Source organism: Perspicuibacillus lycopersici (assembly GCF_025660475.1).
In the GTDB taxonomy this organism is placed as follows: domain Bacteria; phylum Bacillota; class Bacilli; order Bacillales; family Caldibacillaceae; genus Perspicuibacillus; species Perspicuibacillus lycopersici.
Genome location: NZ_JAOUSF010000003.1, coordinates 14778 through 36459, shown reverse-complemented (window position 1 = coordinate 36459; position 21682 = coordinate 14778). Strand labels below are relative to the sequence as shown.

Here is a 21682-nt window from a genome sequence, read left to right as displayed (position 1 = left end):
CAAATGAATAATAAAAAGATTTGGATGTACGCTATTATATCTGGACTCATTATGTCAGTGATATTTTATTTTGCTACTACATCGAATAATCATCCTGCCCAAAAGGAACCAGTAGTAGCGATGAATGAAAACGTAAGTGATGAAACAGATAAAAATGGAGAGACTAATGAAAATGAGCTTTCTATTGAAGCAGGAAAACGTGCGATGTCTATTCCAGTCGACCAAGTACAAAGTGTATCTGGATTTGTAGAGCCAGGTTCATTTGTTGATATTGTTGCGGTACTACCTGATGCAACTACAGGTGAAAAGGTTTCGAAAATATTATTATCACACGTAAAGGTACTAGCAACTGGAAAGGATTTGCAACCGAATTCAGAAGAAACAGAAGAAGCCTATCAAATGGTGACGATTGAGGTATTACCAGAGGACGGAGCCCGCATTTCTTTTGCAAAGGAAATGGGTGTATTAACTCTTATGCTGGAAGGAAGTAATGAGCAATAACAAAGTCCGCGCTTTTTTCCTTAACGATTCTATAAAAGGAAAGATGTTAAATGAGAATGAATTATTATGTTATTACAGAAAAGCAAATGTATGCAACAGCTATTAAGTCTTTGTTAGATGAAATAAAACGAAATAATAAACTTTTTGAAACGGTCTATGATTTAAAAACGAATCTTGTAGATTCGAAAGGGACAGTAGTTATTATCGGGCCAATGATCGGTCAGGATCCGTACCAAATATGTCAAGAGATTTCACATCATTATCCAGCAACTGCCGTGTTACTCCTATTAAAGAAAGAAGCTATCGATTATAAAAAGGCAATGTTTTCTGGTGCAATAGATGTGCTTGATATAGAATGCGATGAAGCCGATATTATTGAATCAGTGGAAAAAGCCGAAGCGGTAGTACGATTAAAGATGGATAATACTGGTTTGAAGGATGATGCCCAAAAAGGAAAGATCATCACGGTTTGTAGTACGAAAGGTGGCGTAGGAAAAACAACGATTAGTGTTAATTTGGCTACCGCCTTTAACAAGCAAAATTTGAAGGTTGCTGTCGTTGATTTAGACTTACAATTCGGAGATGTCGCCTTACTATTTGATATTCAACCTAGTCAATCAATTTATGACTGGGTGAAACAATCATTTGAAAATGGGGATAGGTCAACCGAAAGATTCCTTTCCAAGCATAAATCAGGGATTGATATTTTAGCAGCGCCAGCATTACCTGAATTTGCAGAGCTGATTAATGGGGAGCATATTTCTTATCTTTGTGAACGATTGAAACAGGAATATGACGTCATTATTGTGGATACTCCGCCAGCTTTTGTTGAAACGAGTCTTGTTGCATTGGAAAATTCGGACTGGATATTACTTATTGCGTCACTAGATTTGCCCGCATTAAAAAATGGTAAGCTTGCAGTTGACACATTAAGCTTACTAGGATTAAAGGAGCAGATTCATGTCATTATTAATCGGGATTCAGAAGTCGAAGGTATTAGTAAAGAAATGGTCGAGGATGTATTAGGGATGAAGGTGACAGGAAGTATTCCTAGTGATTATCGAACGGTCATTTCCTCGATTAATAAAGGAGAGCCCTTTGTTACGCTGATGCCAAGAACAGCTGTAGCTAAAGCCGTTTTGGCAATAACTGATCAATTAATAAATGGTATTCCAAAAAAATCAGAAGTAAAAAAGAAACATCGCTTGTTTTCATTAAAAAAGAATAAGGAGTAAGGAGGGAAAACATGTCATTACTTAGTCGGATTCATGAAATCAATACATCGGCTGCACCGCCAGGTACTATGCAAACAAGTGCAGGATCTAATAAGAACGGAAGAAAACCACAAGAATCAGAATTAAAAATTGCCCTGCAAAACCATTTAATAAATGAATTAAAAAAGCTTCCAGAACTTTCAGATGAAGAGCAAATGATATTAATTGAAACGGAAGCGATGAAATTTTTAAATGATAAAAGCGATCGTTTAACATTTGAAGGAAAAAAAGAACTAATTAATATGGTTGCAAATGAGTTGATTGGGTATGGTCCGATTACGACATTGTTAAATGATCCCGACGTATCAGAAATAATGGTGAACGGTCCTTACCAAATTTATGTAGAGAAAAAAGGGAAGCTCGTCTTGACGGATTACTTTTTCCGTGATGATGACCATGTCATCCAAATTATCCAAAAAATTGTTTCGCCTTTAGGTAGAAGAATTGATGAAAGCAGTCCGATGGTAGATGCAAGACTACCAGATGGGTCAAGGGTGAATGCGATTATTCCACCGTTATCACTAGTAGGTCCGTCGATAACGATTCGGAAATTCCCACAAAATCGATTACAAATGAATGATTTGATTAATTTTCATTCATTAACGGAAGATATGGCGAGCTTTTTAGATGCGTGTGTTAAGGCACGGCTAAACATCTTTATTAGTGGTGGTACAGGTAGTGGGAAAACGAGTTTATTAAATGTTTTATCCTCGTTTATTCCACATGATGAGCGAATCGTAACGATTGAAGATGCTGCAGAGCTCCAGCTATTACAGGATCATATCGTCTCATTGGAAACAAGACCACCAAATATTGAAGGGAAAGGCGCAATTACGATTCGTGATTTAGTGAAAAACTCGTTGCGGATGCGTCCGGATCGAATTATTATTGGGGAGGTTCGTGGTGGTGAAGCACTAGATATGCTCCAGGCTATGAATACCGGCCATGATGGCTCCCTTGCAACCGGTCACTCCAATTCGCCACGTGAAATGCTTTCAAGACTGGAAACAATGGTATTAATGGCTGGAATGGACTTGCCTATTCGAGCGATTCGTGAACAGATTGCAGGTGCTGTTGATATTATTATTCAACAATCGAGATTAAAGGATGGTAGTAGAAAGATTGTAAATATTACCGAAGTGATTGGGATGGAAGGCGACACGATTGTTTTGCAAGATTTATTTACTTTTAACCAAACGGGAACAACAAGTGAAGGGAAAGTCGTCGGCAAGCATGCCGCTACCGGAATTAGACCATACTGCTCAGAAAAATTAGAGCAATATGGATTTGAGCTTCCTGGCAGCTTGTTTATGGGAGAGTGATAAAGCATGGCTATTTTAGTATTTTTTGTATCGACGATATGTTTTGTAATCATAGCTTCCTATTTTACTAGAAAAAATGCAAAGGTAAAGAAACGAGTAGAGAAATTTATTTCGAAAGATAACCGGAATGTAAGTTCAGTAGACAATCTCGGCAATGAGAAAAAGAAGCCATTAACATGGAAGAGCTTGATCGAGAGGATTGCAAAAAATTTTAAAGCATCAGAGTCTAAACATCGAAAACTGGAAGAAAAGCTACAAACAGCAAATATTCCTTTATCTGTAGAAGAATTTATTACTATTAAAATTGTCGTAATGGGTAGCAGCTTTATCATTACGATGTTTATTGGTTTATCGTTTATTTTTGCATTAGTAGTTGCATTCATTGGCTGGCAAATTCCAACACTATATGTGAATCAGAAAAGGAAAAAACGATTAGAAGCAAGTGCGAAACAACTGCCACAAGTTTTAGAGACGATGACAAATGCGTTAAAATCAGGATTTAGCTTTATGCAAGCAATGAACACTGTTTCTAAAGAAATATCCGATCCACTTGGTAAGGAATTTCAATTAACGATAAAAGAAATAAATCTTGGAATTACGATGGAAGATGCATTTGAAAATATGTTGAACCGTTTACCAAATAAAGATTTAGAGATTATGGTAACTGCAGTATTAGTACAACGGACTACAGGAGGAAACCTTGCACAAATATTAGATACCATCCAAGACACGATATCCGAACGAATTCGGCTAAAGGATGAACTAAAGGCATTGACCTCTCAAGGAAGAATGTCAGCACTTGTTATCACATTACTTCCGGTATTTATCGGGCTTGCATTAAATCTCATGAATCCAGAATACTTTCAGCCGTTATTTTCCCACCCGTTAGGATATGTTTTACTTGGGATCGGAGTTACTTCTGGATTGTTAGGCTGGTTATTTATTAAGAAAATCGTGACAATTGAGGTGTAGATAATGCTATTCTTAATTTTATGGGTCACATCCTTCCTATTTTTTACTTTCCTCTCCTTCTTATTAATGAATCGGCTATGGAAAAATAAAATGGAGATGAATAGAAGACTTGCGCCATTTTATACGAGTGCAACAGATAAGCAGTTTGTAGAAGGAGAAGAAGAGGAAACCAATCGCTCCTTTTATGCACGTTTCCTATTACCGTTAGTGGAAAAATTACGCTTATTTACGATTGGAAAAATGCCGAAAAATAAGCTAGAGCAATTAGAAAAAAAACTGCAAGCTGCAGGACATCCATTTGGTTTATCGGCAGGGGATTTTCTGTTATTACAAATATTGTTGCCGCTTGGCTTATTCCTCTTATTTACGGTATTATTTATACCATCAGGGAATAAAATTGGTCAAATTATACTTTATTCGTTTTTCATTGCAGTATTCGTATATTTTTATATGAACTATTATTTAACTGCAAAAAGCAATCAGCGGACGAAGTTAATAGATAAGTCAATGCCAGATTTTTTTGATATGTTAAATGTCTCACTTGAAGCTGGAATGGGTTTAGATGGGGCGTTGCGAAAAGTTTCCTTGCAAATGGATTCACCTTTATCGACAGAATTTCTTTCTGCTTTAGATGATATGAAACTAGGGAAGTCAAGAAAACAAGCATTTACAGACTTGCGTGATCGTGTCCATTCCGAATTTTTTAAAAGTGTAATGAATTCGCTTATTCAAGCAGACCAAATGGGGATTGGGATGACAAAGGTGTTACGCACTCAAACAGAGCGAATCCGCGAAAAACAACGATTTACAGCAAAAGAAAAAGCGATGAAAGCACCAGTGAAAATGCTGATTCCGATGGTACTATTTATCTTTCCGACATTGTTCATTGTCCTTCTAGGACCAATTGTTATTAACTTAGTAACACAGTTTTTATAATTTGTATTCGGATCATTTTAAACAAGTGTTTTCCCGGCCAATTGCCGGGGAATGAAGGAAGGGAAATTCGTGAAAACAGTGCTAATTACAGGAACGAGTAGTGGATTTGGAATGCTAACAACACTTGCGCTAGCGAAAGCAGGGTATCAGGTAATTGCCACGATGAGAGATTTAGATAAACGGTATGACTTACAGTCTATTGCAAAACGAGAGCGAGTCGATTCCCTCATACATTTTGTAAAACTTGATGTAACCAATCAGCAACATATTGCGACAGTTCCCCGTGAAATTGAGGAGAGGTTTGGAAAGCTGGATATTCTCATCAATAACGCGGGCTATTGTCATGCTGGCTTTTTTGAAGAACTAGAGGCAACTGATTGGCATAATCAATTTGCTACTAATGTATTTGGACCAATTCAAGTAACCAAAAACTTTTTACCGCTTTTACAAAAGGGTGGCGGAGGAAAACTTATTATGATGAGTAGTATTAGTGGGTTTTTTGGATTTCCTGGGTTATCTCCGTATACTTCTTCAAAATTTGCGTTAGAAGGATTAAGTGAAAGCCTTCGCTTAGAATTACGGCCTGCAAATATTTGGGTCTCCTTAGTAGAGCCAGCATCCTATCAAACGAAGATTTGGGAAAAAGGGCTGGAAAATATAAACATTGAAGCAGACCGACCAGATTATCAGAACAATATATTGAATGAAGCAATGAAATCAAAAAATGGGGGAGCAAACCCACAGGAAGTGGCACAACTAATTGTAAAAATATGTGGAATGGAAAAACCAAAATTTCGCTATCCAGTCGGAAAAGGTGCACGGTCCTTGTCGGTTTTTAAACGGATATTTCCTTGGAGCTGGATTGAAGGAATTGTGAAGAAAAAATTATCTGTAAAAGGAAACTAGAAATTGGCACTGATGAAGGCAATGCAGATTACATACTGAAGAACAATAAAATATTTGAATGACACTCTTTTCGAACAAATGTATCTGCAGAGTGACTGATTGCGCCATTTCCCCAAGTCACTCTGCGGTTTTTTACAAGAATCAAAAAGATAGTAGCAGACACTATTGCCTTTAATCGATTGTTACGGAAATATTTCGAAAGGAAAAATTACTTTTTTGCTTTTGACTTGTCAATACCATAACATCCATTTGCTTCGTATTTTCATCCAATGCCAATTCTTGCGTATATTGCTTCCAATCATCCGTAAGCTGAATAGAAGGGGATTGGAATTCTTTTAAGTATTTTCCTTTCCTATTAGTTTCTTCTATCAATAAAATAACACTGCTGTCTCCTTTTAATTGTAATGTGAGTTGGAAATTATCCCCTGTTCCAGGATGATTGATGGTAAATACAAACCCTTCCTTTTCGCTATCTCCATTTGTTTGCACTTCATAATAATCACTTTCTCCAGCCTGATGAACGATTGCGTTTACGCCAAAATAGCGATAATTTTCCTCGAGCTCGCTTGCAATAGCAAACGAATGAATCGGATGGGTAAGAAGAAGCAGGAGGGAGAAGAAAAGTAGCTTACCATTCATCCCTTTCTTTTCACGGGAAAATGATGAGCGTTTCTCATGATATTGTGGCAGATTTGATTCTGGATTTTGGTCAAAATCGCCATGTCGATTCGATAATAGGTATAGAAATAGAAAAAGTTTATTCATTTAATCCTCCGCATCTATGCTTTCGTGAATCATGGAAGGGGGAAGTTATTTAACTAACCCCACTCCTTCTAATTCAGTATCTACATGTACATCGATTTTTAGTGATGGGTATAATTCTTGCCACTCCTTCATTTCTGTATCGTTTTGGAAATGTGTTGCTTGGTATAGTAAGCCAAAACCTAGTGGGTCTACATTTGCTTCTTGGAATTTCACAAGTAATTTCTCGATTTCATTTTTGATATCGATTGATGCAATCTTTCCGTAATATTCCATTTTATTTTCGAACAGACGCTGTTTCGCTTCCTCAAGAATACCGGTTAATTTTAAATCTACTCGTAGTTCAGGTGATTTCTCGTGTCCTTCCACAATCTTGTAATGAACGGATATACTTTCGGTTGCAATGATAAAGTATTGATCTTCCTTATTTACTTTTACATCTATTTTATCAATTGTATTATTTAATACATTTAATAATCTTGTTTCAGCACTATTCAGTTTCATTTCCTGCTTCCGGTCATCATTAAAAACAATTGCTTGATTGATTTCGAATAAGTCGTCCTTCGGTGCTTGGATAACGGGTAATACTGCATTTCTACCTGTATTAAATAATTCTCTTCGAAATTGAAAAAGGTATTTAGAAATAATATATGCCGACTCTGTTCCGCTTCTACCAAAGGAAAGAAATAAGGAGTTAGAGGGAATACGTTCGGATTTTGTCTTTCCTTTTAAAACCTCTTCTGCTGACGGATCTCCAACTGCCATCCATGCGATTTTTTGAATATCTCTTCTTCTTACGAACCAATACAGTAAGCTTGTAATATCTTCATCTGTTACGGATTCTCCTAAAATTATGATTTTCGCATGACCAAAATCAAGCTCTTTATCAACTTTAGATTTTAGAATTCGTACTGCTTCTGCAATCGTCTCTGCTTCCTCAGTAATGATTTCAAATTCACTGGAACCCTTTATAATATCTGCACTTGGTACGGCGAGTTTTAATGTAATTTTATACACGTTCTCCTTATTTTCTACTTTATCTACACCAATACCTACAACGAAAAAACGTTTATCGAGATCCTTATATCCGCATCCCCCTAAAAGTAAAAGTAGACTAAGAGCAAGTAATATACTTCTTTTCGCTTGGATTTTCATGCTTTTTTCCTCCTTGCGAGGATATACACGAGAAAAACTAGCAAGTACTCACTTATCATCCTTATGTTGTACCAATATGTACTAGTTTTATAAAGAAATATTTCATCCACCATTTGTCCGCTTACAATAGTTAATATTCCGAATAGGCAAATGAAGACTACGGATAATTTTTTTTGGATATTTGGCTTTTTCTTAGATATTTTAAATAGACCCTTTAATAGCTCTGAAATGGTATGCCAAAGGACAATTACACTTCCAATCGAGATACTAATATATATAAAGATATAGAGAAATACAGCTCTTTCAATAAAGCCAAATTCCATCCGCAAAGCATCTGCTGTAGATACCCAAGGATAGGTAAAATCATCCACTACATCTATTCCATGATATCCTATCGGGATAAAAAGAATCGTACATAGATTTACAAACCCTAATATTCCTAAAAAGAGGTTTTTTTTCCATGTTAGAACATTGTGACACACTCGATTAAATACCACCATGTTGATATAGCCGGAAAAGATATAGGTGGCTGCCGAAAGAGAAATTAAATTTGGCGGCTCTTTAATAAAAGTCCCTGCAGCCATTATGTCCTTCCAGCTTAATAAAGGATTGGTGTAAGCTTTAAAAAATATAAAAATAATGAATAAAACATTAATGACGAGTAGCATTTCTAGTAAATATAAAATTTTTTCTGTTTTAAGCAAAGCCCCCATACCGACAACGAAAATAATTCCAATTTGGATGACGATAATTGGCATATCGGGGTTAACAAACCGCTTAATAATAAAGGAAAAGGAGACTAGCCTATCCAGAGCAGCAAATAACCAGGCAATGGAAAAATGGATAAGCAGGATAGAGGCTAGCCACCTTGGTAATGATTGATGTAAAATTTCGGGAAGACCTGCTTTTGGAAATTTTGATAAAGCTTTACTAAATATGTACATAAAGAATAAGCCGATAAAGGGTGCAATGAAAATAGCTAGAACCGACCCGTGAAACCGATTTTCAATTAATTGGCGCGGGGTATGCCCAATACCGTTTACAAGCATATGGACAAAAACCAAATAATAAAAGTATCTCTTCATCATAGAGCCTCCTTCCCTTGGAAAAATCTCTCTATAAATTTTTATCCGTTGTATCTTGAATGAACAATTTTAAATATGGCTGGCCAAAGCTTTCTAAATGAACTAAATAAATTAGCAATGCGACGAATCCGAAAATAATGCCAATTAAACCAAATAAAGTAGATATTAGGAGTAAAACATATTTGACGACTCGAAAGGAAAAGCCCATTTCATTGATTGGTACAACAAAATTAGAAATGGCAACTGCAGCAACAATAATAATCATAATATTGGAAACCAATCCTGCCTGGGTAGCTGCCTGTCCTAAAATTAACCCGCCAACTGTTGTTGCTGTTGAGCCAATGGATTTTGGTAAGCGAATCGATGCTTCCACTAGCATTTCCATCATTAACAGCATAAATAAAACTTCGAGATATGCAGGAAACGGCACAGACATTCTACTACCAGAAATCGATAGCGTGAGCTGAACACGGAGAACTTCTGGATTAAAGGCAGAAAATGCAACATAGAGTCCGGGAAGAAAGGTACTTATAAAAAGTCCGGTATAGCGTAGAATGACCAAAGATTTCGTTACCCAATACGACTGGTACTTATCATCCATCGAACTCATAAAGTCAAAAAATACGGATGGAATGATTAATGCAAATTGACTTCCTTCAATAAGAACAGCTATTTTCCCCTTTAATAAGTTAAAGCTAATTCGATCCGGTCTTTCGGTAATCATGATCGTAGGAAATAACCTTCTCTTTTGATTGTTTAAATACCGCTGTAGCTGTGCGGACGATTCGATTTTTTGTTTGTCAATGGATGCTAATTTTTTTTGTACTTTAGCTAATAGTTCGGAATCAACCTTTGATTTATCGAAAAGTAAGGCCAGTTGAAGATTAGTTTGTGATACCGCTTTTAGCTCAACAGTAAGGGATTGTAAATGATACCTGTGTCTGATCAAATTTAGATTAGTAGCAAGATCTTCGCTTAATGCGTTTTTTGGTCCTTGTAGTGTAGACTCAACCGTTGTTTCAAAAATATTGTTGTTAACAATTTTTTTTACATCAATAAAAATACACTTTGTCGGAGTAAATATTGCTACATGTCCTCTTAACAGATTATTTATAGCTACCTGCTCAGATTGATAGGATTTATTTTCAGGTAAAGAACGTATGTACATTTCGTAAGCTTCAATGGAATTGATTTCAAAGAACGGTTTCATGATTTTAAGATCAATGGTTTGACTGTCACATATACTTTTTATATAAATGATCTCTACGCATTGATTGTCTCGATGCAATTGTTGATTAATTAAATCATCGGATTTTAACTTAGTTTTTAACAGTAGCTTTATCGATTCCAAAGATTTTTCAAATTGCTGCTTCATTATTGTTTGCTCCAATCTTAGGAAGATATCCCCATTTAAAATTTACGTTTGTATCTAGTGATTGTTGGAAAAGGAGATTAGAAGTCCATTGGATTCTGTCAGTGGCCATTTTTCAAGGCTGTTTTCGTATCGTTTGTTGCTTTTTATAAAGTAGCTCTCAAACTGAATCTACTCCACGCATCCATTCGGACGGGTAGGGAACCTACGTGTATTCAGAGTGCTCAGCAATTCATACAATATTTTTTTCTGAAGTTGTTACATTCGTTTAGAAAACGGCCATTCTCCAATAACGACAATCTAAAAGAGTACAGTGAAAATTTATAAGTTCTCCTAATAAACGGCGGTTCATGCATGTTGTATATGCAATTGTACATGTATTATTTGTCGAGTGCTCCAAAATTATCCACTGAATAAATACAGACTTTAATATGCGTAAGTTTAGTAAAGGATTTTTACATAGAAATGTAGTTATGTGACAGTTGAACGATTTAAAAACATTTCAAATAATAGGGACTTTTCAATCGATTTATTTAATAAATGTCGGTATAATAAATAAATAGAATCACAAGGAAAGAGGGTAATAAATGCGTAGAATTTTAGTATTTCTTGTTGTACTAGTTTTGTTAGCCGGCTGTTCCTTCGTTTCAAATGCGGATAATAGGAATCCGAAAGTTGCTAGGGATTTGGATGTTTCACAATTGGCAATGGCAGAACCATTAGCAGGAAAAGTCGTGGTGCTTGATCCTGGACATGGAGGAAAGGATCCGGGCGCAATGGCCAATGATTTAATAGAAAAAGAGGTAAATCTAGTTATTTCAAAATATACGAAAAGATTTTTAGAAGAGGAAGGGGCAACGGTAATCTTAACAAGAAAAAATGATCGCGAAATTTCATTGGAGGAACGGTCAGAAGCTAGTGAAAAAAATGATGCCGATATTTTTGTTTCCATTCATAACAATACAAATGAACTACCAAGTATACATGGGACCGAAGTATATTATAATGAAGTTCCATATGAAGATGCAAGCAACCCTTATCCGGAAGAAAGCAAACGTCTGGCAGAGCAAATTTATTCTGTCTTAACGAATGGAGCGGAACTGAATCCAATGGGGGTTAAGGATAGTGGCTATAATGTGTTGCGGAATAACACGGTGCCGAGTGTAATTGTGGAAGTTGCTTTTATTTCCAATGAGGACGATGCCGAGCGATTAAAGGATAAAAATCAGCTACAACAATTTGGACAGCTAATTGGGCAAGGGATTAGTGATTATTTATTAGGCTATCATTCGGAACGATATGCAAGCGATGCGTATTAATTTTTCGGTTAAAATAGGATAACTTACTTTGTACCTATAGAATGATATTCGAAATAGTACTTCAGTCTATAGGTACTGTTTTTGCTAATGTTTCTTTTTATTGCATATGTTGATTAAAGCCTTGATTCATAGTTTGGGACATGTTCGGATTGGTCATAGCCCCGGTTGGAAAAGTAGTAGGCTGAAACATGGAAGACAGTTGACTTGTTTGTTGTGGTGCAAAGGTAGGAGGCTGGTAATATCCATTTTGGTTCATCCAAGTCCAAATTTCAAAAGCCATCTCCTGGCATAAATTTGCACCATTTACATGATACATTCGTAATTGAGGGTCTGCACATTCATTTGCCCACATCATTCCCATTACCGAACCCGACTTATGAGTATTTAAGGCTAAAGTTGCGATAGTATGTTCAGACAAGGTTTGTGGATGAAGAGCAGGCTGTGACATTGTTGATTGATTTTGACTATTTACTCCCATTTGTGCTTGCTGATTATGAAAAACAGGTGCTTGATGGGGAACAGAAACACCTCTGCCTTGAAGTAAACTAATTCCTTGTTGGTAGGCGCTCATCATTTGTTGCTGATGCTTTATTAGTATTGCTTTTAATCGTTGATCCTGACATTGATTTGCAAAAATACCATGCTGCTCAATTTCTGCTGCTTTTGTACGAAGTGCCTCTGTCATTTCTAATAATTCATGTGCTCCGTAATTCATTACTTTTCCTCCATTAATAAAATAATACATTGCATTTCTTATAGTGTTCCATAAAGAAATAATAATGCATCACTTTTTTTGAAAAAGGATATTTTTTGTTGAAATGTAAACTTTTCAAGTTCTCCATTCGTCTTTCTCTTGATAAAATTAATAGTTTTCTCTATTATTTTACTATAGCGCTATTCTGAAAATAGGTGAATTTTGATTGTTATATTTAGAAGGAGGGGATTATAATTTTATCGATTACTGACCGAATTATTTCGTTGTTTATCGGGCATAAAGAGCCAACTGTTGAAGAGATTAATAGAAATATTACGCTTTTACTAGATTATCCATGGTTTCGAGAAATATTTGAGAACAAAGAGTTTCGTGAAATAATTGAGAACAATCAAGACTTACGGATGATTATTGGTAGAGAAAATATAAAAAATATCAAATACTATCCAAGGAAACAATTAAAGCTAAGAAGTATCATTATGAATGAGTTATTTAATGGGATAAAAGGGTGAAAGAATTTGAACTTTTGTACAAAAAAATGACCTTGTTTAAAAAGCCAACCACTAAAAAAATTTGTAGTGGAGTTTTTAAACAAAGGTCATTATTATTAATTAGCTTTTTTTAATTGTTTACTTCGTAATTGTCCACATGCAGCATCGATATCTGTACCATGCTCTTGACGAACAACACAGTTTACGCCTTTTTTCTTTAAAGTATCATAAAAGGCAAGTATCGAATCTTTTGTACTTCTTTCGTATTGAATATGTTCACTTACTGGGTTATATGGTATTAAGTTTACATATGAAAGATGACGAATATCTTTTAGTAACTCACCTAATTGTTGGGCTTCTTCTACATGATCATTAACGTCCTTCAATAATATATATTCGAAGGTAATTCTGCGATTTGTTTTTTCGATATAATATTTAATCGCAGGGAATAGTTTTTCAATCGGGTATGCACGATTGATTTTCATGATTTGTGTACGTAGCTCATTATTTGGAGCATGTAAAGAAATCGCTAAGTTTACTTGTAAGTCAAGATCTGCAAATTCATAAATTTTTGGAGCTAATCCACTCGTAGAAACGGTAATATGTCTTGCACCGATTCCTAAACCTTTTGGATGATTGACTACACGTAAGAAGTTCACTAAGTTATTAAAGTTATCAAATGGTTCTCCGATTCCCATGACAACGATATGACTTACACGTTCTCCTTGGCCAACTTCATCTAAATGCATTTGAACATTCATAATTTGTTCTACAATCTCACCAGCGACAAGGTCACGATTTTTTCGTAATATTCCACTGGCACAGAAAGAACAACCAATATTACAGCCGACCTGTGTCGTAACACAAACGGATAAGCCATATTTTTGACGCATTAATACTGTTTCAATTAAATTACCATCCGTTAATTGGAAAAGAAATTTAACCGTACCATCTTTAGAAACTTGCTTAATTTGAATATTTAACGTACTTAAGGAAAAATTTTCATCTAGCAAGTGAAGTAGTTCTTTGTTTACATTGGTCATTTCGGAAAATTGTTTTACACGTTTTTGATACAACCATTCCCATACTTGCTGGGCACGGTATTTTTTTTGTCCATTTTCTAGCATCCATTCAGTCATTTCGTCTATTGTTAATCCGTAAATGGATTTTTTATTCATTCATAGCCCTCTTTTCAACTTACTTTTCGTCATTCTAATATTTTAACTGAAACTGTAGAGAATTGCCAATGGATTTTCATTCCACTTATTAATTTTTCATGATAAGGCTATTTTTACAGGCTATAGAAAAATGAGGCAGGGAACAAAATGAAAAAGCTAATTTATTAGATAAAATTGACTTCCGTTTTAGGGGACGCTTTCCGCGGGTCTTTTTTTCACTGCGTTCCTGGGAGTATCCAGTCATGAGTTATTCCCGCAGGAGTCGCACTTCAATCCAATCAATTTCCAATAGTATCCAATTTTTATTTTTGGTATAAGATACTTTTTCAAAAAATTCACTTATGTCCCATCCTCATTAATCACTAATGGTAAGGCGAAATAACATGGTGCTTATTTCATCCGGTAGTTAATATCCAATAAATAGGACAAAACATTAAAAATCAGGTTTCTGTATCAATGACTTTCTTTCTTGGAAGTTTACATCTTTGTAGTAGGCATCTTTGACGAGTACGTTTGGTCCTAAGCATTGTACTGCTGGGCAGTGGCAGTTTAGAGACTTGGCTACATCAGTATCCATCCATTTATCAAATAGGCTAGGGAGATCGTCGGTTACAATATTACCAAGTGCAGGTGTGTCGCCAAAATCGGTAACAATTACATCTCCCGAAAAAATATTAACATTTAGTCGGGAACGACCGTCGGGATCATTCCGAACGGTGACATTTTTACTACTATATAATCTCTTAATTAAATCCAAATCCTCTTTCATTGGACTACAAGGATAGAAAGGCAATGTTCCAAATAGCATCCATACATTCTCATCACGAATATCTAATAGATGATGAATTGCATCACGAATTTCTTCAAGGGATAATACTTCCAGGTTCGAGGCGAAATCGCTTGGGTACATTGGGTGAATTTCATGTCTGGCACATTTCATTTCTTCTACGATTTGTTTATGTATATGTTCTAAATGAGGCAATGTCCGTTTATTTAGCATCGTTTCTGCAGACACGGTAACACCAATTTCGGAAAGACGTCTGCTATTTTCTATCATTCGATCAAAATATTTCATACGCTGTTCAGGAGTAGGTTTTCTTGCCATATTGGCAAAACCGCCTTCAATGAAATCGTCCGGTGTTCCCCAGTTATGTGAAATATGTAGTACATCTAAATAAGGAGCAATCATCAAATAACGGTCAAAATCTAATGTTAAATTTGAATTAATTTGTGTCCGTATTCCTCGCTCATGTGCATATTTAAAAAGAGGAACCACAATATTTTCTACTGATTTCTTCGATAGCATTGGTTCTCCACCAGTAATACTAATAGCTCGTAAATGTGGGATTTCTTCTAATCTTTGAATCAACAAATCTATCGGTAACGAATTAGGGTCTTTTGGTTGAAGCATATAACCAACGGCACAGTGCTCACAACGCATATTGCATAAATAGGTTGTAGTAAATTCTACATTGGTTAATATGTTTTTACCAAAGTCCTTAATATTTAAATAAGATTCCCATGGATCATAAACCGGAGTAATAGGTTGTAAACTAGTTTGCATAAAAAAGACTCCTTTAAATAAATTTCCCTTAGCCATTATCGGAAATGAAAAACAAATTGTCAACATTTCCATCTATGTGCAAGGGAATAATTCTCCTACGGTTGATAACAGCCTTAATTATATGTATCGTGTTCACAATAAAAATAGAACAAAATGTCGATTTCAAAACAATATGGAACATAGTTCATAAGTAACTAGTACATATGTTCGTATTTGTGATATTATTAGTGGGCAAGTAATAGGGAGGAAAAATGGCAAAAACATATCCAAAAGAAGGGGGGGTTATTGTAGATGACAATCTTTCAAGCGCTAACATTAATGATTGCTTTTGCTAGTTTGATTGTATCGCTAATTTCCATTGTCCAAAAAAAATAATCCACCCATAGCCGGCAAGCAGTGTGAGTGGATTTTTTTCACGCATTAACAGTTGTTCCATAAAGGATCTCTATTATTGCAGGACCGATTGATGGACAAGCATCATCGGTCTCTTTTCATTATGTTTTTATTATACCTAATCTTTGCAGACATGGAAACTGCTCCATACGTAATTGTTATAAAGAGCGAATGTCTAAAATCGGCTCTAGTTCGGAAAACTTTGGACTTTCCATTAATTGAACTAGCTTTTGTGCCGTTTGTTCAGGAGTACTTAACATTCCTTGCGCTTTAAATTGAATAAATCGATCTAATTCCTCAAAGTCATCTTTTGTAGCGGAACGAATCGTTTCTTGCATGCCTGTATCAATAATTCCTGGGGCAATGGATATTGCTTTTACGCCAAATGGAATATTTTGTTGTTCTGCTGCTACCACCCGTGTAAAGTGATCTAATCCTGCTTTCCCAGCACAATAGCTACTCCATCCAGTCGTTGGATTCCGACCTGCTCCAGAAGAAATATTAATGATTTTCTTTTCAATCGTGACATTTTCAAAGGTCCGTATAAATGCAGAGCATAATATCATTGGGGCAATTAAATTAACGGAAATGCTTTTATCAATTAATTCTGCTGGATTATCCTCAACTCTTCCGATTGGATCAATCATTCCTGCATTATTAATTAGCGCTACCGATGTAGGTGCTTCTAATAGTTCCTTCCTTATTTTTGTCATTAATAATTCTACATCTTGTGTGTTGGATAGATCTGCCTGTAGAAATGTAAGCGGGCAATTTTTTTCTTTTGCTTCAGATAATAATTCTTCATTTATCGTACGAGCAACACAAACAAGCTGGTTCCCTTCAGCCAATAAAAGTTTACTTAATGCTAGTCCAATTCCTTTGGATGCACCAGTAATAATATATGTATTCATTCCATCTCCTCCTTTAAACAGAAAAAATATTTACATTGCCTGAAAATAGTAATTGAACATAATTATCATACCATTTTTTGTGTTTTTTAACGTTAAAACAATCATAAAAGATTAACGGAAAGTTGCATAGTTTTTTCTAAGCTAGCGAATGCTAGTGATGGTTAGAAAAATATGTTCACTACATATATCAAGGGAGATGAATACGATGTTCTTTCATATTAAAGAACTGCAGTATAATGCGAAGCCCGAACGACCAGATCCTTTATTTGCAAAAAAGTTACAAGAAGTACTGGGCGGGCAATTTGGTGAAATCTCTGTATTTATGCAATATTTATTCCAAGGTTGGAATTTTCGTGGGGAGCAAAAATATAAGGATATGCTGCTTGATATTGGAACCGAGGAAATTGGGCATGTTGAAATGCTTGCAACTATGATTGCCCAATTACTAGACGGTGCACCTGCTAATGTACAGGAAGAAGCAGCAAAGGATCCAGTAATTGAAGCTGTATTAGGTGGAATGAATCCCCAACATGTGATTGTATCTGGACTAGGAGCATCACCAACAGATAGTGTAGGATACCCTTGGAATTCTCGGTACATTATTTCTAGTGGAAATATACTCGCTGATTTCCGTGCAAATCTAAATGCGGAGTCCCAAGGAAGACTACAAGTGGTTCGTTTATATGAATCAACTACCGATCCAGGTGTTCGTGATTTACTATCTTTCCTAATTGCGAGAGATACAATGCATCAAAATCAATGGATGGCAGCAATTGAAGAATTAGAGCAAAAGGAAAAATCTCCAGTTGTCCCAAGTACATTCCCAAGAGAGCTTGAGATACAGGATGTCTCTTATAAATTTATGAGCTTTTCAAAGGGAACGGAAAGCTCGGAAGGTAGATGGGCAAAGGGACCAAGTATGGATAAGCAAGGACAATTTGAATATGTGGAGAACCCTACAGCAATGGGACAAGTTCCAATTTTAAATCAAGCACCGGCATATATTCATAATACACCAGTTCCAGGACAACCAGCACCAGAAGCGGAGAAATCCCATTACCAACCACCGAAAGGCTAAACAAAAAACTCATTCATGTTCATGAATGAGTTTTTCTATGTTCACTGTTATCTATAACAAAATCCGATTAAGAAAATCTCTTTTAGCTTCGATACATGTTAATAAATATTGGAATATATAAAATAAAGGATAGTGCTAGGAAGATTGCTGTAATAATAGATAAAATAATAGCAATAGTTGTATCAATCTCCGGAAAGGCTATTAGCGAAAGCATGGCTACATAAAATACTGCAGTTGATAGCTTTCCAAACCACATCGCCCCATTTAATTTCTTCCCGCGGCGTAGTAAAATAACTCCATTTATTCCCATAAATAATTCTTTTACAACAAATAATGTAATTAACATCCAAAGAAATTCATAACGAAAAAGTAAGCAAAAGGCGATTGCTGCCTGCTGTAATTTATCTGCAACAGGGTCTAATACTTTTCCAAGCTCTGTAATTAAATTAAACTTTCGAGCAAGTTTGCCATCTAAGAAGTCAGAAATCGCTGCAATGAAGAAAATAATGGTTGCCACTAAATAATCTGTAGATTCTGTAGCATTTATGTACACATATACAAATATTGGAATAAGTAATATTCGTAAAAGCGATAAACAGTTAGGGATTGTAAAAATCTCTTTGCTAGTAATACGCACGTAATTGGTCCTCCTGTATTTCATTGTAGGTAAATAAGTATAGTTATTATTTTATAGAATAAAAGCAGATATCTCTAGATGTTATTTACAGAAATAAAAAAATTTTCAAAGGAATGATTTGTAATTCTTTCGAGGGGATAATGGTAACCGTCAATTGAGAAATACACTTCTTTTATGCAGCATTTCTTATTATATATGCGCTAGTAAGAAAATGCTTAAAAAATGCTCATAAAAAACTATAGATAAAATAAACAAATTTGCAGGAATTGTCGAACGGGAAACAGAATATATGTTCTATAAAGGATGGGGGAGAGCAAATGGATATTAATAATCTTATGAGGAATAAAAAAAGTTGGGATGAAGTAGCATCTCGATTTTTTGGGAGAAATCCACTCCCAGAATATGGACCAATGGCACCTTTAGAAGATGAGCTTAATTTGTTAGGTAATGTAACTAATTGGAAAGTACTAGATATTGGTTGTGGAAGTGGCCATTCATTAAAATATATGGACGAAAGGCAGGCAAGTGAACTTTGGGGGATTGATTTATCCACTAAACAATTGGAAGCAGCAGCCAAAACTTTGTCAAATAGTCATGCACCTGTACAGTTATTTGAATCTGCAATGGAAGTAAATCCTGGTTTACCTAATAACTACTTTGATCTCGTTTATTCCATTTATGCAATTGGTTGGACAACCGATTTACAGAAAACCTTTCGAAATGTACACCAATATTTAAAACCAGGTGGAATCTTTGTCTTCAGCTGGGAACACCCTTTCTACCGCTTAGTGAGTCAGAAGGACAACCATTTTGCAATGAAAATATCGTATCATCAAGAAGGCCCCTATGATCATATTAGCTGGCAACAACCTGCTATCATGCAACAATATAAGATAAGTACGTATGTTAATTACTTAGTAGAAACTGGCTTTCAAATCGAACGACTTATTGAGGATATTGCTATTTCTCCAGAAGATTTAAAAAGACAGGAGAATCGCTGGTATTCTATAGCAAAGGCAAATATGATACCACCTACATTCATTATTAAATGTAAAAAAATTTAAATAAATAAAAAGGTTGGTAAAACTAATTATTCCGTTTTTTTATTTTCCTCTATATAATTAAATAATAGTTTGTTATTTTACTGTTTGATAAGAAGGGAATGGAGAGCATGAATATTGAACCGAATTGGTTAATTGAAGCTACTATTGATGAAGTACAAGAAAAACTAGAATCCGAAGAAATTACCTCCAAACAATTAGTAATGATGTATCTCCATCGAATTGCAAAACTGGATAAGCAAGGTCCTAATATTAACTCGATTTTAGAAGTAAATCCAGATGCACTTTCCATTGCAGCAGCATTGGATTATGAAAGAAAAACTAAAGGTGCTCGTGGTCCGTTACATGGAATACCGGTTGTTATTAAGGATAATATTGATACAGGAGATAACATGCATACAAGTGCAGGCTCGCTAGTACTTGCTAACTCCTATGCGAAAGAAGATGCGTTTCTTGTGAAAAAGTTACGCGAAGCAGGGGCAGTTATTTTAGGAAAAGCAAATTTGACAGAATGGGCGAATTTTATTGGAGAAAATATGCCTTCTGGTTATAGCTCTAGAGGTGGTCAGGTGAAAAATCCATATGGTGACGCCTTTGATATAGGAGGTTCAAGCTCCGGATCAGCAGCTGCGGTGGCGACGAATTTAGCAGTAGTGGCAGTTGGAACAGAAACAAGTGGCTCGATTTTAAGTCCGGCAAGTCAGGCTTCCTTAGTAGGAATTAAACCAACCGTAGGGTTAATAAGTAGAAATGGGATTATCCCTATTTCCCACACACAGGATACAGCAGGTCCGATGGCACGTACTGTCCGAGATGCAGCGATACTATTAAATGTATTACAAGGTCAAGACACAGAAGATGCCATCACAGGAACGAATCCATTAGAATCTATTGATTTTACCAATTGCTTAAAGCGTGAAGGGTTAAAAGGTAAGCGGATTGGTATTGCTAGAACACCGTATTACGATTATTTGTCGCAGTCTAAGCTTGCAGTAATGGAAAATGCGATTGCAGAATTAAAGCAATTAGGTGCGGAAGTGATCGATCCTGTTGAAATACCTTCAACGAAGGAACAATGGGATATGAATGTGTTAATCTATGAATTTAAAAATGATTTGAATGCATATTTAAAAACGGTGGATTCCTCACTTGGTATTCGTACGTTAGCAGATGTGATTCGCAAAAATGAGGAATTAGGGGAAACGGCGTTAAAATATGGACAAAAATTATTTTTGGAAGCTGAAGCTGCGAGCGGCAATTTAACAGATCCAACCTATCTCGAAAGTCTTGTGAAGGATGCTTATTATTCTCGAGAAATGGGTATTGATGCTGTGTTAAAAAATTTCCAATTGGATGCAGTGTTATTTCCAAATAACTACGGTGCGATGATGCCTGCAAAAGCAGGGTATCCTTCGATAACTGTACCGGCGGGCTATACAGAAGAGGGGGAACCTGTTGGAATAACGTTTACCGCAAGTGCATATTCAGAGCCTTTATTAATCGAGCTTGCCTATAGTTATGAACAAGGAACGAAGCATCGCATTCCACCGGTATTTGCTGATAATTGAACAAAGACAAAAGTGGATTGTATTGCATTCATAACAAAACCTCCATCCATGCATAGGATGGAGGTTTTTCGTGCCTTATTGTTCAAAAAATCCAAGAGCAAAGGTTACCGCTTGATGAACATCCGTTGTCTCATAACCTTCTAAATCTTCATGAGATAACATTAATTTTGCACCCTCTAATTCATAGCCACTGTCCAGATCGAGATTAAGCGTCACCTCAAACCCTAGAGGTGTTGTAGTCGTGTTTACTATCGAAAAAGTACGAATAGCTGTCCCATATCCAAAGCTATCCTCACTTTTTTTCAGATGGGGAGGCTCCCCTTCGAAATAACTTTCTTCGTAAATTTCATCCATTTTCCTCACCGCCATTTTTCCAAATTCTTTAGTTCCTTTCGAAAAACATCGAGATTAGTTTAACCGCTAAAGATTTCGATATGCTATTAAATAACAAGTGAAGAACAAATTCTTATTTTTCAGTGAAAAAT

Annotated in this window: 22 protein-coding genes; 12 read left to right on the top strand and 10 right to left on the bottom strand. The window is 35.8% G+C overall.

Features of this window, described 5'->3' with window-relative positions; translation table 11 throughout:
• Window positions 1-3 precede the first annotated feature (3 nt).
• The 6 genes from cpaB to OEV98_RS08130 all read left to right on the top strand — a co-directional run bounded on the left by cpaB (window position 4) and on the right by OEV98_RS08130 (window position 5911).
• Window positions 4-501 carry a Flp pilus assembly protein CpaB gene (gene cpaB, locus OEV98_RS08155; RefSeq protein WP_263072769.1) on the top strand — a complete coding sequence of 166 codons (498 nt, stop codon included), beginning with the start codon at window positions 4-6 and terminating at the stop codon, window positions 499-501.
• 50 nt (window positions 502-551) lie between these two features.
• Window positions 552-1736, top strand: a complete 1185-nt coding sequence (locus OEV98_RS08150; RefSeq protein ID WP_263072768.1) for an AAA family ATPase — start codon at window positions 552-554, stop codon at window positions 1734-1736.
• 11 nt (window positions 1737-1747) lie between these two features.
• Window positions 1748-3097, top strand: coding sequence for a CpaF family protein (locus tag OEV98_RS08145; protein ID WP_263072767.1), 1350 nt, complete (start codon window positions 1748-1750; stop codon window positions 3095-3097).
• A gap of 6 nt (window positions 3098-3103) precedes the next feature.
• On the top strand, window positions 3104-4069 hold the full coding sequence (locus OEV98_RS08140; RefSeq protein ID WP_263072766.1) for a type II secretion system F family protein: 966 nt from the start codon (window positions 3104-3106) through the stop codon (window positions 4067-4069).
• Between the two features lie 3 nt (window positions 4070-4072).
• Window positions 4073-5005 (top strand): type II secretion system F family protein, encoded by a 933-nt coding sequence (locus tag OEV98_RS08135; RefSeq protein ID WP_263072765.1) that lies wholly within the window; start codon window positions 4073-4075, stop codon window positions 5003-5005.
• Window positions 5006-5074: 69 nt separating this feature from the next.
• Window positions 5075-5911, top strand: coding sequence for an SDR family oxidoreductase (locus OEV98_RS08130; protein WP_263072764.1), 837 nt, complete (start codon window positions 5075-5077; stop codon window positions 5909-5911).
• Between the two features lie 171 nt (window positions 5912-6082).
• Here the strand turns inward: OEV98_RS08130 and OEV98_RS08125 are convergent, their stop codons facing one another.
• The 4 genes from OEV98_RS08125 to OEV98_RS08110 are packed head-to-tail and all read right to left on the bottom strand — an operon-like array spanning window position 6083 to window position 10288.
• Window positions 6083-6676 (bottom strand): hypothetical protein, encoded by a 594-nt coding sequence (locus OEV98_RS08125; RefSeq protein WP_263072763.1) that lies wholly within the window; start codon window positions 6674-6676, stop codon window positions 6083-6085.
• A 45-nt stretch (window positions 6677-6721) separates the two neighbouring features.
• Window positions 6722-7828 (bottom strand): Ger(x)C family spore germination protein, encoded by a 1107-nt coding sequence (locus OEV98_RS08120; RefSeq protein ID WP_263072762.1) that lies wholly within the window; start codon window positions 7826-7828, stop codon window positions 6722-6724.
• The gene (locus OEV98_RS08115; protein WP_263072761.1) at window positions 7825-8913 is read right to left on the bottom strand and encodes a spore germination protein; all 1089 of its coding nucleotides are present in this window, start codon (window positions 8911-8913) and stop codon (window positions 7825-7827) included. The genes OEV98_RS08120 and OEV98_RS08115 overlap by 4 nt, the downstream gene beginning before the upstream one ends.
• Before the next feature lie 31 nt (window positions 8914-8944).
• Window positions 8945-10288, bottom strand: a complete 1344-nt coding sequence (locus tag OEV98_RS08110) for a spore germination protein (RefSeq protein ID WP_263072760.1) — start codon at window positions 10286-10288, stop codon at window positions 8945-8947.
• Window positions 10289-10872: 584 nt separating this feature from the next.
• Here OEV98_RS08110 and OEV98_RS08105 point away from each other — a divergent pair.
• Window positions 10873-11604, top strand: a complete 732-nt coding sequence (locus OEV98_RS08105) for an N-acetylmuramoyl-L-alanine amidase family protein (protein WP_263072759.1) — start codon at window positions 10873-10875, stop codon at window positions 11602-11604.
• A 97-nt stretch (window positions 11605-11701) separates the two neighbouring features.
• On the opposite strand, the gene OEV98_RS08100 is transcribed toward OEV98_RS08105, so the two are convergent.
• Window positions 11702-12319 carry a spore coat protein gene (locus OEV98_RS08100; RefSeq protein ID WP_263072758.1) on the bottom strand — a complete coding sequence of 206 codons (618 nt, stop codon included), beginning with the start codon at window positions 12317-12319 and terminating at the stop codon, window positions 11702-11704.
• 263 nt (window positions 12320-12582) lie between these two features.
• Between OEV98_RS08100 and OEV98_RS08095 the strand changes: the two genes are divergently transcribed.
• Window positions 12583-12828 (top strand): hypothetical protein, encoded by a 246-nt coding sequence (locus OEV98_RS08095; RefSeq protein ID WP_263072757.1) that lies wholly within the window; start codon window positions 12583-12585, stop codon window positions 12826-12828.
• 95 nt (window positions 12829-12923) lie between these two features.
• Here the strand turns inward: OEV98_RS08095 and rlmN are convergent, their stop codons facing one another.
• Together rlmN and yfkAB are read right to left on the bottom strand one after the other, a co-directional pair.
• The gene (rlmN, locus tag OEV98_RS08090) at window positions 12924-13985 is read right to left on the bottom strand and encodes a 23S rRNA (adenine(2503)-C(2))-methyltransferase RlmN (protein WP_263072756.1); all 1062 of its coding nucleotides are present in this window, start codon (window positions 13983-13985) and stop codon (window positions 12924-12926) included.
• Window positions 13986-14418: 433 nt separating this feature from the next.
• Window positions 14419-15549 carry a radical SAM/CxCxxxxC motif protein YfkAB gene (yfkAB, locus tag OEV98_RS08085; RefSeq protein WP_263072755.1) on the bottom strand — a complete coding sequence of 377 codons (1131 nt, stop codon included), beginning with the start codon at window positions 15547-15549 and terminating at the stop codon, window positions 14419-14421.
• Between the two features lie 291 nt (window positions 15550-15840).
• On the opposite strand from yfkAB, the gene OEV98_RS08080 reads away from it, so the two are divergent.
• Window positions 15841-15924 (top strand): putative holin-like toxin, encoded by an 84-nt coding sequence (locus OEV98_RS08080; RefSeq protein ID WP_263073542.1) that lies wholly within the window; start codon window positions 15841-15843, stop codon window positions 15922-15924.
• Between the two features lie 176 nt (window positions 15925-16100).
• Here the strand turns inward: OEV98_RS08080 and OEV98_RS08075 are convergent, their stop codons facing one another.
• A complete protein-coding gene (locus OEV98_RS08075; protein WP_263072754.1) occupies window positions 16101-16853 on the bottom strand; it encodes a (S)-benzoin forming benzil reductase in 753 nt (250 codons plus the stop codon).
• A gap of 205 nt (window positions 16854-17058) precedes the next feature.
• Here OEV98_RS08075 and OEV98_RS08070 point away from each other — a divergent pair, with 205 nt between their 5' ends.
• Window positions 17059-17931: a manganese catalase family protein gene (locus OEV98_RS08070; protein WP_263072752.1), complete on the top strand. Its 873-nt coding sequence runs from the start codon at window positions 17059-17061 to the stop codon at window positions 17929-17931.
• Between the two features lie 82 nt (window positions 17932-18013).
• Here the strand turns inward: OEV98_RS08070 and OEV98_RS08065 are convergent, their stop codons facing one another.
• Window positions 18014-18568 (bottom strand): CDP-alcohol phosphatidyltransferase family protein, encoded by a 555-nt coding sequence (locus OEV98_RS08065; protein ID WP_263072751.1) that lies wholly within the window; start codon window positions 18566-18568, stop codon window positions 18014-18016.
• Between the two features lie 317 nt (window positions 18569-18885).
• Between OEV98_RS08065 and OEV98_RS08060 the strand changes: the two genes are divergently transcribed.
• Complete coding sequence (locus tag OEV98_RS08060) at window positions 18886-19632, top strand: class I SAM-dependent methyltransferase (RefSeq protein WP_263072750.1); 747 nt, start codon at window positions 18886-18888, stop codon at window positions 19630-19632.
• Window positions 19633-19739: 107 nt separating this feature from the next.
• Entirely contained in the window at window positions 19740-21197 is a 1458-nt protein-coding gene (locus OEV98_RS08055) for an amidase (RefSeq protein ID WP_407676498.1), read from the top strand.
• 75 nt (window positions 21198-21272) lie between these two features.
• On the opposite strand, the gene OEV98_RS08050 is transcribed toward OEV98_RS08055, so the two are convergent.
• Window positions 21273-21551, bottom strand: coding sequence for a hypothetical protein (locus tag OEV98_RS08050; protein WP_263072748.1), 279 nt, complete (start codon window positions 21549-21551; stop codon window positions 21273-21275).
• Between the last annotated feature and the right edge of the window lie 131 nt (window positions 21552-21682).